A 15,065-nucleotide genomic window follows, 5' to 3' on the forward strand; every position below is an offset into this window, starting at 1 on the left:
GCATCTTTACTGCAATAGTAAATGATTGCGCTGCGCGGTAAAGATGCTTCGCTGCGCTCTGCATGACGTTCCTTTTGGGTTTCTTTTCATCGACTGAAAAACGCCTGTACGCCCTTGCGCCCGCTGTCCATCAGCTGCTTTTTCTGCGCATCGGTCACCCGCTTGATTTTGGGGCTGAAGTTCAGGAAGTCGATGTTGACGGTGCGGCGCTGGTCGCCGGGCTGCACGGGGTTAAGGTTTTCGAGGGCCACGGTGTAGAGCGCGGCCATATAGGAGTTGAAATCCTGAATGTCGTAGGGCGCAAGCTGCTGGCGGCCGGTGGGGGCGGTGTCGAGCGGAATCTGCTCGGCGCGGTCGAGGCGCAGGCCCAGGGTTTCGGGGTTGAAGACGCGGCCGCGGGCATCGGGCGGGCCGGTGAAGCCGGCGGGTAGGTAGCGCGGGTAGTCGAACAAATCGACGGGGTAGTTGGCCAGCAGGCCGCCATCGACCAGCACCTGCACGGGCTGGCCGGGCGCCGGGTTGCCGGTCACCACGTTGCCCTGCGCGTCGAGCAGCACGGCCCGGAAATACAGCGGAATGCTCATGCTGATGCGCACGGCGTCGGCCACGCGCATGGTGGGGTTGGTTTCGTAGCTGAACACCTGCACGCGCTGCAGCGTGAGGTTGGTGCCGGTGGTGTAGAGGTCGCGGAAGCGGCCGGGCTGCTCCTGGGCCAACTGGTGCAGCTCGGCCAGCGTGAGGTTGGGCTTTTGCGTTTTGCGGGCCACCAGCTCGCTGAGGTAGGTGGCAAACTCGTCGCCCCGATACCAGCCGTACTGCGTGATGAGCCGGTGCGTGCCTCCGAAAAAGATGAACCGGCCGTCGTTGAGGCGTTGCACGGGCGTGGCGTTCACCACGGCCACAATCTCGTCGGCGGAGTAGCCCACGGCCAGCAGCGCCGCCTGAATGGCCCCGGCCGAGGTGCCGCCCACGCGCCGGATGTCGCGCAGCAGTTCGCGCTGCTCCAGCTCCTGCAGAGCGCCGCCGTAGGCAATGCCCCGGATGCCGCCGCCCTCCATCACCAGGTTGCGGTAGGGCGTGTGGGGCGCTGCCTGGGCGCAGGCGGCCGGGCCGCGCAGCAGGGCGCCCAGGCTCACAATCAGCAAAACCAACCGAATAGTCATCGACCCAAAGATACCGCCGGGCCGCCCGCGCGGGGCGGCGGCCGTCAGTTTTCCGCCGTGCTGCTTTGGGCGAAGTTGCGCAGCAGCTGGTTGACTTCCTGGCAGGGGGCCGGGGTGTGGCCCACGTCGGCGGGCAGCGGCAGGCAATGGGTCACTCTGTCCACAACGGCGGCGTCCACGGCCGCGTAGGCCAGGGGCCAGGGGCCGAAGGAGCGCAGCTCGATGGGCCCGTAGGCCAGCGTGCGCACGTCGTAGTGGCGCGGGTCGTCGTTGATGCGGGCGTAGAGGTCGCTCAGGACCGGCTCGGGACCTTCCAGCACTTGCAGGAACTGGCCTTTGGCAAAGAGCAGAATGCCCGTGACGCGGGCCTGCTGGTTGTGCAGGCGGGCCTTGCGTATCAGCGAATGCAGCGTGACCTCGTGCACGGCGCGGGAGGCCTGACTGCGATAAATCAGGGTGTAGAGAGGGGTGAGCTCGGGCATAGGAAGAACGCAGGGCCTTGGGTGAGGCGGCCTGGCAACGTGGAGGAGGGTAATACGTAGCTTGGCACGTTCGGGCTACGGCGGTGCCGGTATCTTTGCGCCCTTATCCATTCCCACCCGCTCACTCAACCCCGACCTTCCGCATGGCTTCCCCTTCCGGCGACCCCGAAACCCCCACTGTTCTACCCGGCTCCGTGCTCGTCATTGGCGCGTGCGGCCAATTAGGCCTGGAGCTGGTGGCCGCCCTGCGCCAGCGCTACGAGCCGCACCTGGTGGTGGCCGCCGACGTGCGCCCGCCCAAAGACCCCAACCTGCTGGCCGGCGGCCCCTTCGAGCTGCTCGACGTGCTCGACCGCACCCGCCTCGACAAGCTCATCCGCCAGTATCGGCCCAAACAGATTTATCACCTGGCCGCCCTGCTCTCGGCCACGGCCGAGAAAAACCCGCTCTTCGGCTGGCAGCTGAACATGGACGGCCTGCTCATCGTGCTCGAAGCGGCCGTGGCCCACGGCGTGGCGCAGGTGTACTGGCCCAGCTCCATTGCCGTGTTCGGGCCCGACACGCCCCGCGATAACACGCCGCAGGTCACCATCATGAACCCCAACACGGTGTACGGCATCAGCAAGCTGGCCGGCGAGCAGTGGTGCGAGTGGTACCACCGCAAGCACGGCCTCGACGTGCGCAGCCTGCGCTACCCGGGCCTCATCGGCTACAAGAGCCTGCCCGGCGGCGGCACCACCGACTACGCCGTCGACATCTACCACAAAGCCGTGGCCGGCGCCCCGTACGAGTGCTTCCTGGAAGAAGACACCTACCTGCCCATGATGTACATGCCCGACGCCCTCAAGGCCACGCTGGACCTCATGCACGCCCCGGCCGAGCAAATCAAGGTGCGCACCAGCTACAACCTGGGCGCCATGAGCTTCTCGCCGGCCGAAATTACGGCCAGCATTCAGCAGCATGTGCCCGACTTTAAAGTGACCTACGCGCCCGACGCCCGCCAGCAGATTGCCAACTCCTGGCCCGCCAGCATCGACGATTCCAAAGCCCGCCAGGACTGGGGCTGGCAGCCCGACTTTGACCTCGACAAGATGACCGCCGACATGCTGCTGCACCTGAAGGCGATGCAGCCGGCGTAAAAGCAGTTAATAAGCGGAGAGCCAAAAGGTAAAAAGCCTGATTTCGTAGTGAAGTCAGGCTTTTTGCCTTTTGGCTCTCCGCTTTTGGCCGGCTGTTATTCCACCTGCAGCTGGCTGGTGGCGCCGCCGCAGCGCACCACGTACATTCCCGGAGCAAGCCCGGTGACATCGAGGGTGGCGGCCGAGGTGTGAAAGGGAAGTTCCTGGCGGCGAACTTCCCGGCCCAGCATATCCAGCACTTGAATTGAAGCCGCGGCCGTCGTTTCGGGCCACACCACGCTCACCGTGGCGGTAGCCGGGTTGGGAGCCAAGGCGAAGCGTGGGTGCGGAAACGCCGCCCGGGTGCCCAGGCCCAACCCGCCAACCCGGGCCACAAACGCCGTGTTGGTAGTGCTCGAACTCGACAGCACCAGCGGGCCGAAGGCCGCGGGGCTCTGCACGAAGCCTGCCGCAACAGCCGCTCCGCTCCTGTCAACCACTACCGCGCGCGATTGGTCGGAGCCGCTACCGCCGGCGCGAATGGCCTGGGCCCACTGGCCCGCCGGCGTGAGCCGGGCCACAAAAATGTCTTCCAGGCCCGCGCTGTTCAGTGTCGTGTTGCCGAAGCTGGCGGAAGAATCGAAGGAGCCTGTGACGACGACGTTGTCGGCCGCATCAACGGCCAGCGCCGAAATCAACACGCTGTTTGGCCCATCCACTTTCAGGGCTTGGGTCCAAACGCCGGCAGGGGAGAGCTTGGCCACGAAGCCGCCCAGAATGGAGGCCGCATTGACTTGGGTGAGCGTGGTGGGGCCGAAAGCGGCACTTCCCCGGAACACCCCGGCCACCACCGCATTGCCCGCGCCGTCGAGGGCCACCGCGTTGGCGTAGTCGTCGTTGGCCCCGCCGGCCGGGATGGCCTGCACCCAGGTGCCCGCCGCGCTAAGCCGCGCCACAAAGACATCGCGGGCCCCGCCGGCTCCGGTCAGGGCAATGGTGCCAAAGGTGGCATCGTTCTGAAAATAGCCCACGACGGTGGCGGTGCCATTTGCATCTACGACGAGGCCCGAAGGCAGGTCGGAGCCCGAGCCACCGGCCTGCGCGGCTTGCGTCCAGGTCCCGTTGGCACTCAGGCGCGCCACGAACACATCCGGGCCGAAGTTCGTGGCCAGGGTCGTGCTGCCGAAGGTCAGCGCGTCGGTAAAACTGCCCGCCACGGTTGCGTTGCCCAGGCCATCCGCGGCGAGGGAGAAAATGACATCGTTGCCGATGCCACCGGCCCGCACGGCCCGCGTCCAGGTACCGGTGGGGCTGAGCTGCGCCACAAACGCATCGTAGCGGCCGGCGCTGGTCAGGGCGGTGGTGCCGAAATTAGCCACGTTTCCGCCCACAACGCCCGTGGTGGTACCAAAATAGCCCGCTACCAAAGCGTTGCCATTCGCGTCCAGGGCGAGGGTGTAAGCGACGTCGTCGCCCGGGCCACCGGCCTGCACGGCTTGCGTCCAAACGCCGAGCGGGCTGAGTCTGGCCACGAACACATCGTAGCCGCCGGCACTGGTAAGAGTAGTAGCGCCAAAGGTGAGCGTCCCGCTGAAATACCCCGCCACGACCTCATTGCCGGCCGCATCCAGGGCCGTGCCGCGCACCACCGAAAGCGAACCGGCGCCGGAAGGCCCGGCGGCCCACTGCCACGTTTGCGCCTGCGCACGGGCCAGGCCGGGCGCCGCCAGCAAGCCAAGGCAAAGCAGCTGGCGCAAACCCCGGGTAAAGTTTTTCATACGAAAACCTAAGGTGGAAAAGTGATGGTCAGAACACGAAAGTATAGCAGCTTCGCCGCTCCCGTGCTACACCAGAAACGAGCACCGACGTGGGCTGCGGCTACACTTTCGAACTTTTGTTCCTGGCCGGCTTTTATGGCCTTTAGTTGCCTGCCGCCACCAAATTCTTTTCCTGCGCGGCGCGGCGGCCCTGCTGCCAGAACGCCAGCCCCACCGCCAGTCCCAGCGCCCCCTGCAGCGCCACCGTGTGCGGCGCCCCAATGTGCCGCGCCAACCAGCCCACCAGCAGGGCGCCCAGCGGCTGAATGCCCTGAAACGCCATCACGTAGTAGCTCAGCACCCGGCCGCGCATGTGGTCGGCCACGTTGGTTTGAATGGCCGTGTTGGTGCCCGCAATGAAAAGCATCATGCCCGCCCCGCCCAGCGTGATGCATACCAGCGCCACGCCCAGCGCCGGGCTCAGGGCAAAAGCCAGCACGCTGGCGCTGAAGGCCAGCGCCGCGTAGGTAATCAGCTGCGGGCGGCGGCCCTCGGCGGGCTGCGCAGCCAGGTAGAAAGCCCCCACCAGCGAGCCCAGCCCCGAGAGGCTGTTGAGCCACCCAAACGTGCCCGCGGCGCCGTGAAACACGTCTTTGGCAAACACCGGGAGCAGAGTGCCATAGGGCATCACGCAGAAGCTGATGGCCGCCATGAGCAGAATCTGGCGGCGCAGGTTGGGCGCCCGGCGCAGGTAGGCCCAGCCCTCGCGCAGGCCCTCCCAGGCGCCGGGGCGGTGCGCCCGCCGTGGGCGCGGCGCGATGCGCATGAGCAGCAGCGAGGCCACCACCGCCACAAAGCTCACGGCATTCACCACAAAGCAGGGGCCTTCGCCGAAGCGGGCCAGCAGCAGCCCGGCCACCGCCGGCCCCACCAGCCGGGCCAAGTTCACCATGGTCGAGTTCAGGGCAATGGCGTTGGGCAGGTGGCTGCGGTCTTCCACCAGCTCAGCAATGAGCGACTGCCGGGCCGGAATGTCGAAGGCATTGATGGTGCCCAGCAGCAGGCTGAGGCCCGCCACGGCCCAAGTGACGTAGTGCCCGCTGAGCACCAGCCAGGCCAGCACACAAGCCTGCCCCAGCGAAGCCACCTGCGTGATGAGCAGCACGCGGTAGCGGCTGTAGCGGTCGGCCACGGTGCCGCCATAGGGGGCGAGCAGCAGCGTCGGAATCTGGCTGCAAAACGACACCAGGCCCAGCAAAAAGGCCGAATGCGTGGCGTTGTACACCAGCCAGCCTACGGCTAGCCGCTGCATCCAGGTGCCAATCAGCGAAACGGACTGCCCGGCGTAGTAGAGCCGGAAATTGCGGTGCTGAAGGGAGCGGAAGGCGGTGCGCAAGGAAGGCCGACGAAGTGGATAAACAGCAGAATGCCGGGTGCAATACGGACGCCGCCCGCAAAAGGCAATCAATGTCCGGTATTTGCCCTACGCTTGCCGGCTGTCTTCGTCGGCCTGCCGCTCAGCCTCGGCCAGGCGGTTGCCGGCGGGGCGCTGGGGCACGTTGAAGAGCAGCGAGGTGGCCCACGGCACCGCAAAGCACGCCACCGTGAGCACGGTGAGGGCCACGTCGGCGGCTTCGCTTTCCAGGGCCTCGCTCGTGGGGTGGCCGGGCAGGAAGTGGCTTACCAATGACAGCACCAGCTTGAGGCCCAGCAGGCCGATGACCACGAAAGCGGCCGTTTCCAGAAACGGGTACTTGCCCATCAGCAGCACAAAGGCCTGGGCCACCAGCCGCATGGCCAGGATGCCGATGAACACGCCCGCGCAAATCAGAATCAGGTTGTTGGTGAAGGCCACCACGGCAAACACGTTGTCAATGGAAAAGGCCAAGTCCATGAGCTCGATGAGCGCCACCGTGGCCCAGAACTTTCCAAACAACCCCAGCGTGTTGCGGTACACCCAGCTTTTCTCTTTGTCGATGGTTTCCTCGCTGTGCTCGGGGCGGGACCGGAAATGGCCGTAGGCCAGGTACAGCAGGTAGAGCCCGCCCAGCGGCTTCAAAAACCAGAACCGGATGAGAAACGAGGCAAACAGAATGCACAGCCCCCGAAACACGTAGGCCCCGATGATGCCGTAGCGCAAGGCCTTGTGGCGCTGCTCCTTGGGCAGGTCGCCCACCATGGTGGCCAGCACGGCGGCATTGTCCACCGAGAGCAGGCTTTCGATGATGACCAGATTGCCCACAATGGCCGCCGAAGCCAGGGGGTTGTCAATAATTTGCTGGAGGTATTGATTCACGGAGGTAAAACTAAGGCAGCGGGGCACCCGGGCGCCGGTAGCAGGATGCGCCGCCAAAGAACGGCACGCCGGGCCCACCCGCGGCCGGCGCGGCTTATGGAGCGTTGGGGAGCAGCGCGCTCATTTCTTCCAAAATAGCGGGCCACTGCTCCAAATACAGCATGTGACCCGCGCCGGGCACCAGCCGCACCGGCGCGTGGCCGAGGCGTTGCGCCAGGTACGGAATGTTGACCGGACTCCACACGCCATCGGCTTCGCCGTGCCAGAGCACGGCGGGCGCCTGCACGTCTTCGATGCGAAAGCCGGGCCGGCGGCACCAGGCCTGGGCGTCGTCGTACACGCCGCGACCGTGGTTGGCGAAGCCCTGCACTGCCGCATCGCGCAGCAGCGTCCGGAAGCGGGCCGTGACGCGGGCTTCCTCCGGGCGCATCAGCCGGATGAACCCGCCGATGGCGCGGTCGGGGTGGCGGGCCCACTGCCGGCTCAGCCAGAGAAAAGTGGTGCGGTTGGCCCACGGGAAAGCAGTCTGGCCCCAGCGCAAGAGCTTCCAGGTGGGCGTGAGGTGGCGGTAGGCGTCGGGCTCGCCCAGCGGCAGGCAGGTGCTGAGCAGCTGCACCGCCGCCACCCGCGCCGGGTGCCGCGCCGCCAGCGCCAGCGCGTGCACTCCGCCCACCGACCAGCCCATCACGCCCACCGGCCCGGAGATGTTGAGCGCCTCAAGCGCCACCACTACGTCATCGGCAAACGACGGAAACGACAGCCGGCGGTACACGTCGGACTGCCCCACGCCCGGCCTATCGAAGGCCAGCAGCTGGAGCTGCAGGCGCGCCAGCAGGGCCGGCTCATCCGGTAGCTCCAGCCCCGAGGAGCCGAAGCCGTGGTGAAACACCACCGGCCGGTGCGCGGGGTTGCCGTAGCGCGTCAGGCCCAGCCGGCGGCCGTCGGGCAGGCGGACGGTGATAGGCGTAGGGCTTCCGGTGGCGGGGGAGGGCATGGCGGCAAGTACGGACTGCAGGGGCGACGGTTGGTGGCGGATGGCCGCCGGGCCCGCAACCCAGCCATGCGCTTTGCAGTTGTAAGTAACCGGATTGCTCCGCCGTCGCCTCCGTTCCCCCATGATAGTCAACTCCACGCCCGCCGGCTGGCAAATCATCTACCAACAGGCCCACGCCTTGCTGGCCATGCAGCTGGCCTGGCACTGGCCGCCCACCCTGCCGCCCGACCGCTGGGTGGGCCTGCTGGCCGCCATTGCCCAGCACGACGACGAGCAGGACGCCTGGCGCGGGCGCGGCGGCCACCACGGCCTCACGGCCGCCGGGGCGCCGGCCAATTTCACCCATAAGCCCTTTTCGCTGGAGCAGGCCGCCGGGGTGCTGGCCGCCGCCCGCTTCCAGGGGCGCTGGCGCAGCCTGCTCACCAGTCTGCACCTGAGCTGCCTCTACGAGGGCCTGCGGGGCGAGTCGGAAGAAATAACGTCTTTCCTCGACTACCTCAAGGCGCGCCAGCAGGAATGGCGGCGCGGCCTCAAGCTCACCAAGGCCGAGGCCCAGCAGGCCTACGACCTGCTGCACTGGTGCGACCGGCTGTCGCTTATTCTCTGCCGGCACGAAATCCCGGAAATGGGCCGCGCCGTGGAAATTCACCACGGCCCCGACGGCCGCCGCTACGACCTGCGCCAGCCCCAGGGCCCCGGCGGCCCCGTACTCATTGAGCCCTGGCCCTTTGCCGCGCCCGAGCTGGAGGTGAGCGTGGAAGCCAGCGTGCTTACGCAGCTGCAGTTTCGCGACGATGCGGAGCTGGCCGCGGCCCTGCGCGCGGCCCCCATCGAGACGCTGCGCTGGACGCTGCGCCGCGCCTGAGGCCGCCGATAAGCTCAACCGCAGGCCCGGCTACAGCATAACGCTGCCCGGCTACGGCCGTAAGAAGAGCTCCTTTCCACTCATTTGCAGCATGGCTTCGCACTATAAATTCTCCGACGTTGTGGCGGTTCTGAAGTCTTCCGCTTCGGAGTTTAGCAACAACAACTCGTTCCGGCACGCGGCGGCACTCTCGTACTACACCATCTTTTCACTGCCGCCGCTGCTGCTCATCGTCATCACGGTGGCCAGCGCGGCCTACGGCGGCGAGGCCGTGACGGGCCAGATTTACGGGCAGCTGAAGGGGCTGGTGGGGGCCGACTCGGCCAAGTTCCTGCAAGACAGCATTGCCAAATTCACGGTGCAGCAGCGCGGGCCCGTGGCCACTACCATCGGCCTGGCCACGCTCATTTTCGCGGCCACCACCTTCTTCGTCACGCTGCAGGAAAGCATCAACGACATCTGGAACCTGAAGGTGAAAACGGCCGGCATCGGCATCGGGGCGTTTCTGAAGCAGCGGTTTCTGTCGTTCGGGCTCATTCTGAGCGTGGCGCTGCTGCTGCTCATCTCGTTTGTGATAAGCGCCGTGCTGAGCGCGTTTACGGGCTGGCTGCAGCGGCAGATTCCGGAAGTGGGCATCATCGTCATCCACATCGTCGACGTGGTGCTGTCGTTGGGCATCACCACGCTGCTCTTCGCCCTCATCTACCGCTTTCTGCCCGATGCCATCATTCGCTGGCGCGACGTGGGCATTGGGGCCTTCATCACCGCCGCGCTGTTCGTCATCGGCAAGTACCTCATTGCGTTCTACATCGCCAAGTCGGACCCCGGCTCGGCGTTTGGGGCGGCGGGTTCGGCCATTGTGCTGCTGCTGTGGGTCAACTATTCGTCGCTCATCATCTTCTTCGGGGCTGAGTTTACCCAGGAGTTTGCCGATGCCTTTGGCCAGAAAGTGCAGCCCAAAGCGCACGCCGTGCGCGTGCGCCTCGAAGAAATTGCCCCCGGCGAGTCGGACGAGGAAAAGGCCACCGGCCGGCCCCGCTCCACGGGCCGCTGGAAATCGTAGGGGCGCAGCGCCGGGGCGTGCGGCTGGTTGGGCGGAGGTGTGCATATTTGCTTCGCCACCTTTCTTTGGTCTTATGCTAAAATCCTCTGCCTGCCTGGTCCTTGTGGGCCTGCTCGGTGCGCCTTTGGCCCCGCTCCGCGCTCAAACGCCCGTGCCGGCGCCGCCGTCGTTGCCGACGGGGCCTACGGCGCCGGCTTCCGCGGGCGTGCCCGCACCTGCCGCGGCGGGCAGCGTGAGCGAAATCGTGGGGCGCACTTACAGCGTGGAATTGCTGTCGGGCAACACGTTTGTGGGCGTGCTGCGCAGCAGCGGCGCGCAGGAGCTGGAGTTCCAAACCCAGGACCTGGGCGTGGTGCGGGTGCAGCGCGTCAACCTGAAGCAGCTGGTGCTGCTTTCGGCCGAGCAGGCCACCCGCGGCTACGACGACGTTGGCAACGGCAACCGCCTGTTTTTTGCGCCCACCGCCCGCAACCTGCGCAAGGGCGAAGGCTACGTGCAGAACCTGGAGCTGTTTCTGTTGAGCGTGAACTACGGAGTCACGGACAATTTCTCCATTGGCGCTTTGGCAAGTATCATTCCTGGGGCCGGCTCCTACAACTTTGTCGGCCTCACGCCCAAAGTGAGTTTCCCGGTGGCCGAAAAGTTTCGGTTGGGCGCCGGCGGTTTGCTGCTGTTTAACCGGGAAGGGGCGTATGGCATCACCTACGCCAACGGCACCTACGGCAGCGCCGACAACAACCTGACCCTGGGCGTGGGCTACGCGTATTCCGGCACCGACGGCTTCTACAGCACGCCCGTGTTTGTGCTGGGCGGGGCCACGCGCGTGAGCCGACGCATCTCGCTCATGAACGAAACCTACCTCGTGCGCAGCAGCGACTCCTACGGCACCGCCACCGCGGTGTTGGGCATTGCCGGCCTGCGCTACGCCACGTCGCGCATTGGCGGAGGGCTGGGCTTGGCCTACGTGTATGGCAGCTACCAGGACAATGGCAACAGCAGCACCCGCTTCGGCTACGACAACGGCACGGCCTACCCGTTTGGCGAGGTCACGGTGCGCTTTGGCCGCATCAAGTAGCGCGGGCAGTTTCGTGAATGTCAACGCGGACTTCGAGCGCGCCGTGTTAGGTTTGTGGCCCTTTGGTTCGAGCCCACTGCCGGGCCAGGCCAAAAGGCTCCTTCCTTTCCGCATGAAAATCAGCGCTACTGCCGCGTTTCTCTTCCTGTGCCTGCTATTGGGCGGCCGCCACGCCGCCGCCCAAACCGCCGCGGCCGACACCGTGCCCGGCCAGGCCCGCTTCGTGAGCCGGGTGGCGGCGAGTCTGTGCACCCGCATTCAGGAAGAAGGCCGCACCACCAAGTTCGAAACCCTGACCTCCAAGCAGGCCGACGACCTCCTGCTGCGCCTCATGATGACGAGCATGAGCGACCAATCCACCGAATACGCGGCCCTGCTTTCGGCGGCCCGCCGCCAGAAACTCAGCAGCGACAAGCTCGGCCGCGCCGTGGGACTGGAAGCAGTGAAAAAGCTCAGCGTGAGTTGCCCCAACTCCATGAGCCTGTTTGTGCGCACCACTTCGGCCCAGAAGGAAATGGGTGCCAGCGGGGCCAAGGCGTTCAACGACGTGTCGGCCGAAGAAAAGGCGGTGATACAGCCCATTGCCGATTCCATCTGCGTCAAGCTGCGGGCCGAAGATGCCCGCCAGCCGTTCAAGCAGCGCACGGCCGCCGAGCGCACCGAAGTCATCACCACCGTCATGCAGGGCACCATCGTCAAAAATATGGCGCCGCTGATGAGCATCTACTCCATGGAGCAAATCAGCAACAAAGACAGCATGCGCGCCTTCGGCATCAAGCTGGCCAGCATCATGATGACGCAGTGCCCCAGCTACATCATCATGATGGGCGAAGACGCGAAAAAAGGCAAGCCGTAAATTCCCTTTCAGCAGCCGCACCGCCCCACAAAAAAGTCCGAACGTGACTCACGTTCGGGCTTTTTTGTGGGGCGGTGCGCGGTTGACTATTCTGCGATAGCGCCCTTTTCTTCCTTCACGGCCAGCTGCCCGCAGGCGGCGTCGATGTCCTTGCCGCGCGAGCGGCGGATGTTGGTTTGCACGCCGCGGTCGGCCAGGAACTTGTGGAAAGCCGTGATTTTGTCGGCCTCGGCGTTCTGGTAGGCGGCGTTTTCGATGGGGTTGTACTCAATCAGGTTCACCTTGCAGGGCAGCCACTTGGCAATTTTCAGCAGCTCGGCCGCGTCCTCCAGCTCGTCGTTGAAGTTCTCGAACACGATGTACTCGTAGGTGACTTTGCGGCCGGTTTTTTGGTGGTAGTACTGCAGGGCTTCCTTCAGCGCGGCCAGGGAGTTGGCCTCGTTGATGGGCATGATTTCGTTGCGCTTGGCGTCGGTGGGGGCGTGCAGCGACAGGGCTAGGTTGGCCTTCACGTCGTCGTCGGCCAGCTTTTTAATCATCTTGGCGATGCCGGCCGTGCTGATGGTGATGCGGCGCGGGGCCATGTTCAGGCCGTCGGGGGCGGTGATGCGGCGCACGCTTTCCACCACGTTGGCGTAGTTGAGCAGGGGCTCGCCCATGCCCATGTACACGATGTTGGTGAGGGGCGTGCCGTACTGGGCCTCGCACTGCTCCCGGATGCGCACCACCTGGTCGTAAATCTCGGCCGCGTCGAGGTTGCGCTTGCGGTCCATGTAGCCCGTGGCGCAAAACTTACACGTGAGCGAGCAGCCCACCTGGCTCGAAATGCAGGCCGTCATGCGCGTGTCGTGCGGAATGAGCACGCCCTCCACCACGTTGCCGTCATACAGCCGGAAGGCCGACTTGATGGTGCCGTCGTTGCTCAGTTGCTTGTTCTGCACCGTCACGCCGTTGATGACGAAGTGGTTGGCCAGCAACTCGCGCGTGGCCACCGAGATGTTGTTCATCTCGTCGAAGGTGGCGGCGGTGTTTTTCCACAGCCATTCCAGCACCTGCTTGGCGCGGAAGGGCTTCTCGCCGTGCTCCACCATAAAGGCCTTGAGCTCGTCGGGCGAGGTTTTGCGGATGTCGCGCTTTTTGATGACGGGGGCGAGGGGCAGTTCCAGTAACATAGCACAAAGATACAAGCCAACAGGGCGTTGGGTTCCCAGCCAGCGGCGGCCCGAGCGGAAGCCCCCAAGAGCCTCAGGGCGTAACGGGCAGCGGCGGCCCCAGCAGCTGCATGCCGTGGTCGCGCGACAGCTGCTCACGTTCGGCCTGGGTGCGCGGCGTTTTGCTGGCCGAGAGCGCCCGGAAGAAGTCCTCCATCTGGCCGGCGGGCTGCAGAAAATACACCAGCTTGCCGGTAGCGGTGAGCTGCGTCCAGGTGTGGGGCACCTGGCGGGGTAGGAAAATGGTGTCGCCGGCCTTGAGCTGGCGCTGCTCGCCGCCCACCACAAACAGGTATTCGCCGCTCACCACATAAAAAACTTCGTCCTGCGCCACGTGCAGGTGCAGCGAGGGGCCGCCCTTGGCCACGCCCGTGTACTCAAACACGGCCAGCGCCCCGCCCGTGTCCTTGCCCGAAATCTTGATGTCGTTGGGGTTCGGGCCCACAAAGGTTTTCTCCTGAAAGCGGCCCTCGCCCGCGCTCACCACGAAGCTGCCAGCGGTTGGGGCAGCGGGTTCGGCCGCAAGCGGCGGGGCGGGGTGGGGAAGGCCGGTGGCGGCCAAAGCGGCTGCGGGCGCGGCCAGCAGCGAGGTAGCGAGAAAGTGTCGGCGTTGCATAACCAAAGGCGTTTGAGGTTGGGAATGCACAAATATTCCGCCCCGGCAGCTCCGGCTATTGGTAAAAAATGGACGTTTATAGCAGTGTTGGTGCGTGATAACACGTCATGCTGAGCGCAGTCGAAGCATCTCTACCGCAGTAGTAATAAATCGCCGGGATTAGTTGCGCGGTAGAGATGCTTCGACAAGCTCAGCATGACGTGCCGGAAGTGGGCAAACCCGCCCGCGCCCTACGCCTCCACCAACCCAAAAGCCCGCTCGGGCGCCCGGTTGTCCTGCTCGAAAAACGCGCTGGGGCTGCTGCCCGTGAAGGCGCGGTAGTCTTTGGCGAGGTGCTGGTGGTCGTAGTAGCCGCAGGCCAGGGCAATGCTGAGCCAGTCGAGCCCCGGCTGGCTGTTCTTGAGCCGGAAAGCCCGGTCGAAGCGCACGATGCGGGCGTAGAGGGCGGGGCCCACGCCCAGGCGCTGGGCAAACTGCCGGTCGAGCTGCCGCGGGCTCAGGCAGGCGTGGCCGGCCAGCGCATCGAGGGTGAGGTGGGGCGACGGGTGCAGCAGCAGCCGGCCCACGGCGTCGGCGGGGTGCGGGGCAGTGCGCACGCGCCGGATGCGGCCCAGCAGGAATTCTTCAACCATGGGCAACATCTCGGGCCAGGCAGCGGCGCTGCTCAGGCGCTCGTTCAGTTGGCGCAGTTCGGCGGGCCACACGGCTTCGGCGTCGATGTAGGTATTGGTGAGCTCGGGCTGCGGAATGCTGGTGAGGCGGTAGAGGGCCCCCGGCTGCAGCACCACCTGCAAGGCCAGAAATTCGCGGCCCACGTAGCGGTTGCTCACCACGGCGTGCTGCCCGATGAGCGCCGCGCGGGGCCGGACGGCCTTGGCCGGGCCGGTGGGGTAGGCCACCGCTTCGGCGTCGCGCGGGTAGAACGACAGGCACTGCTCGGGCCGCGGCGGGTAGGCCTTGAAAGGCAGGGGCACGCCAGCCTCGAACACAAAATGAATAACTTGGATGATGCGCACGTACTCCCGCAGCGGCGGGCTGGGCAAAAAATCCTGAAGCAGCATGGCCGGTGGAGGAGCGGTTTATTATGCAGAAAACCTAATATAATATTTTCTGCAATAAGCTGCGGCCACTTGCCTACCCCAGTTGCGCCGCTAGCTCTGCGGGCAGCAGGCGCAGCTTGCGCACGTTGTAGTCGAAGCAGAGCATGCCGGTTTTGGCGCGGGCTATTTCCCGGCCGGCCTGGTTGTGCACGTGGTACACCACGTCGAAACCGTACTTGCTGGCGTCGGTGGCGGCCATGTTGAAGCGCAGCACGTCGCCGTGAAAGGCCTCGCCCTTGTACTCCACGGCCGCGTCGACCATGATGAGGCCGAGCTTGCTGACGGGGTCGTAGTCGTTTTCAAGGCCCAGCGAGCGCAGGAACTGCACCCGCGCCTCGTGCAGCAGGCCCAGCAGCGCATCGTTGCCGAGGTGGCCGCCGTAGTTGAGGTCGGTGATGCGGACCGGGATTTCGGTGCGGAAGGAGAACGTATCGGGCAAGGCTACTTTTACGCGGGGCATGCTTTCAAG

15 protein-coding genes are annotated in these 15,065 nt (G+C 65.5%); 5 read left to right on the forward strand and 10 right to left on the reverse strand.

Annotated features, from left to right (window positions below; all coding sequences use genetic code 11):
- Positions 1-86: 86 nt before the first annotated feature.
- Positions 87-1,163, reverse strand: a complete 1,077-nt coding sequence (locus MUN81_RS02875; RefSeq protein ID WP_245114887.1) for a patatin-like phospholipase family protein — start codon at positions 1,161-1,163, stop codon at positions 87-89.
- Positions 1,164-1,207: 44 nt separating this feature from the next.
- Positions 1,208-1,645, reverse strand: coding sequence for a BLUF domain-containing protein (locus MUN81_RS02880; RefSeq protein ID WP_245114888.1), 438 nt, complete (start codon positions 1,643-1,645; stop codon positions 1,208-1,210).
- Between the two features lie 143 nt (positions 1,646-1,788).
- Between MUN81_RS02880 and MUN81_RS02885 the strand changes: the two genes are divergently transcribed.
- Positions 1,789-2,784: an NAD-dependent epimerase/dehydratase family protein gene (locus MUN81_RS02885; RefSeq protein ID WP_245114889.1), complete on the forward strand. Its 996-nt coding sequence runs from the start codon at positions 1,789-1,791 to the stop codon at positions 2,782-2,784.
- Between the two features lie 95 nt (positions 2,785-2,879).
- On the opposite strand, the gene MUN81_RS02890 is transcribed toward MUN81_RS02885, so the two are convergent.
- The 4 genes from MUN81_RS02890 to MUN81_RS02905 form a co-directional block, all read right to left on the reverse strand.
- Positions 2,880-4,541 (reverse strand): T9SS type A sorting domain-containing protein, encoded by a 1,662-nt coding sequence (locus MUN81_RS02890; protein ID WP_245114890.1) that lies wholly within the window; start codon positions 4,539-4,541, stop codon positions 2,880-2,882.
- A 142-nt stretch (positions 4,542-4,683) separates the two neighbouring features.
- Positions 4,684-5,916 (reverse strand): MFS transporter, encoded by a 1,233-nt coding sequence (locus tag MUN81_RS02895; RefSeq protein ID WP_245114891.1) that lies wholly within the window; start codon positions 5,914-5,916, stop codon positions 4,684-4,686.
- Between the two features lie 87 nt (positions 5,917-6,003).
- Entirely contained in the window at positions 6,004-6,816 is an 813-nt protein-coding gene (locus tag MUN81_RS02900; RefSeq protein ID WP_245114892.1) for a DUF475 domain-containing protein, read from the reverse strand.
- A 94-nt stretch (positions 6,817-6,910) separates the two neighbouring features.
- Positions 6,911-7,810, reverse strand: a complete 900-nt coding sequence (locus tag MUN81_RS02905) for an alpha/beta fold hydrolase (protein ID WP_245114893.1) — start codon at positions 7,808-7,810, stop codon at positions 6,911-6,913.
- A 121-nt stretch (positions 7,811-7,931) separates the two neighbouring features.
- Between MUN81_RS02905 and MUN81_RS02910 the strand changes: the two genes are divergently transcribed.
- The 4 genes from MUN81_RS02910 (at position 7,932) to MUN81_RS02925 (ending at position 11,669) form a co-directional block, all read left to right on the forward strand.
- Positions 7,932-8,675, forward strand: coding sequence for a DUF3891 family protein (locus tag MUN81_RS02910; protein WP_245114894.1), 744 nt, complete (start codon positions 7,932-7,934; stop codon positions 8,673-8,675).
- Between the two features lie 91 nt (positions 8,676-8,766).
- Complete coding sequence (locus MUN81_RS02915) at positions 8,767-9,738, forward strand: YihY/virulence factor BrkB family protein (RefSeq protein ID WP_245114895.1); 972 nt, start codon at positions 8,767-8,769, stop codon at positions 9,736-9,738.
- A gap of 73 nt (positions 9,739-9,811) precedes the next feature.
- Positions 9,812-10,813 (forward strand): hypothetical protein, encoded by a 1,002-nt coding sequence (locus MUN81_RS02920; protein WP_245114896.1) that lies wholly within the window; start codon positions 9,812-9,814, stop codon positions 10,811-10,813.
- Between the two features lie 112 nt (positions 10,814-10,925).
- On the forward strand, positions 10,926-11,669 hold the full coding sequence (locus MUN81_RS02925; protein WP_245114897.1) for a hypothetical protein: 744 nt from the start codon (positions 10,926-10,928) through the stop codon (positions 11,667-11,669).
- Between the two features lie 86 nt (positions 11,670-11,755).
- Here the strand turns inward: MUN81_RS02925 and rlmN are convergent, their stop codons facing one another.
- The 4 genes from rlmN to MUN81_RS02945 form a co-directional block, all read right to left on the reverse strand.
- A complete protein-coding gene (gene rlmN / locus MUN81_RS02930) occupies positions 11,756-12,841 on the reverse strand; it encodes a 23S rRNA (adenine(2503)-C(2))-methyltransferase RlmN (protein WP_245114898.1) in 1,086 nt (361 codons plus the stop codon).
- 73 nt (positions 12,842-12,914) lie between these two features.
- Entirely contained in the window at positions 12,915-13,496 is a 582-nt protein-coding gene (locus MUN81_RS02935) for a cupin domain-containing protein (RefSeq protein WP_245114899.1), read from the reverse strand.
- A 230-nt stretch (positions 13,497-13,726) separates the two neighbouring features.
- Complete coding sequence (locus MUN81_RS02940; protein ID WP_245114900.1) at positions 13,727-14,557, reverse strand: helix-turn-helix domain-containing protein; 831 nt, start codon at positions 14,555-14,557, stop codon at positions 13,727-13,729.
- A gap of 73 nt (positions 14,558-14,630) precedes the next feature.
- Positions 14,631-15,056 carry a thioesterase family protein gene (locus tag MUN81_RS02945; protein WP_245114901.1) on the reverse strand — a complete coding sequence of 142 codons (426 nt, stop codon included), beginning with the start codon at positions 15,054-15,056 and terminating at the stop codon, positions 14,631-14,633.
- Between the last annotated feature and the right edge of the window lie 9 nt (positions 15,057-15,065).

The sequence above is a fragment of the Hymenobacter sp. 5317J-9 genome, from assembly GCF_022921075.1.
Classification (GTDB): Bacteria; Bacteroidota; Bacteroidia; order Cytophagales; family Hymenobacteraceae; genus Hymenobacter.

Bases quoted from the DNA above. Each gene is read 5' to 3' on its own strand.
- MUN81_RS02875 (WP_245114887.1), bottom strand. From the start codon at position 1,163: ATGACTATTCGGTTGGTTTTGCTGATTGTGAGCCTGGGCGCCCTGCTG.
- MUN81_RS02880 (WP_245114888.1), bottom strand. From the start codon at position 1,645: ATGCCCGAGCTCACCCCTCTCTACACCCTGATTTATCGCAGTCAGGCC.
- MUN81_RS02885 (WP_245114889.1), top strand. From the start codon at position 1,789: ATGGCTTCCCCTTCCGGCGACCCCGAAACCCCCACTGTTCTACCCGGC.
- MUN81_RS02890 (WP_245114890.1), bottom strand. From the start codon at position 4,541: ATGAAAAACTTTACCCGGGGTTTGCGCCAGCTGCTTTGCCTTGGCTTG.
- MUN81_RS02905 (WP_245114893.1), bottom strand. From the start codon at position 7,810: ATGCCCTCCCCCGCCACCGGAAGCCCTACGCCTATCACCGTCCGCCTG.
- MUN81_RS02910 (WP_245114894.1), top strand. From the start codon at position 7,932: ATGATAGTCAACTCCACGCCCGCCGGCTGGCAAATCATCTACCAACAG.
- MUN81_RS02915 (WP_245114895.1), top strand. From the start codon at position 8,767: ATGGCTTCGCACTATAAATTCTCCGACGTTGTGGCGGTTCTGAAGTCT.
- MUN81_RS02920 (WP_245114896.1), top strand. From the start codon at position 9,812: ATGCTAAAATCCTCTGCCTGCCTGGTCCTTGTGGGCCTGCTCGGTGCG.
- MUN81_RS02925 (WP_245114897.1), top strand. From the start codon at position 10,926: ATGAAAATCAGCGCTACTGCCGCGTTTCTCTTCCTGTGCCTGCTATTG.
- rlmN (WP_245114898.1), bottom strand. From the start codon at position 12,841: ATGTTACTGGAACTGCCCCTCGCCCCCGTCATCAAAAAGCGCGACATC.
- MUN81_RS02935 (WP_245114899.1), bottom strand. From the start codon at position 13,496: ATGCAACGCCGACACTTTCTCGCTACCTCGCTGCTGGCCGCGCCCGCA.
- MUN81_RS02940 (WP_245114900.1), bottom strand. From the start codon at position 14,557: ATGCTGCTTCAGGATTTTTTGCCCAGCCCGCCGCTGCGGGAGTACGTG.
- MUN81_RS02945 (WP_245114901.1), bottom strand. From the start codon at position 15,056: ATGCCCCGCGTAAAAGTAGCCTTGCCCGATACGTTCTCCTTCCGCACC.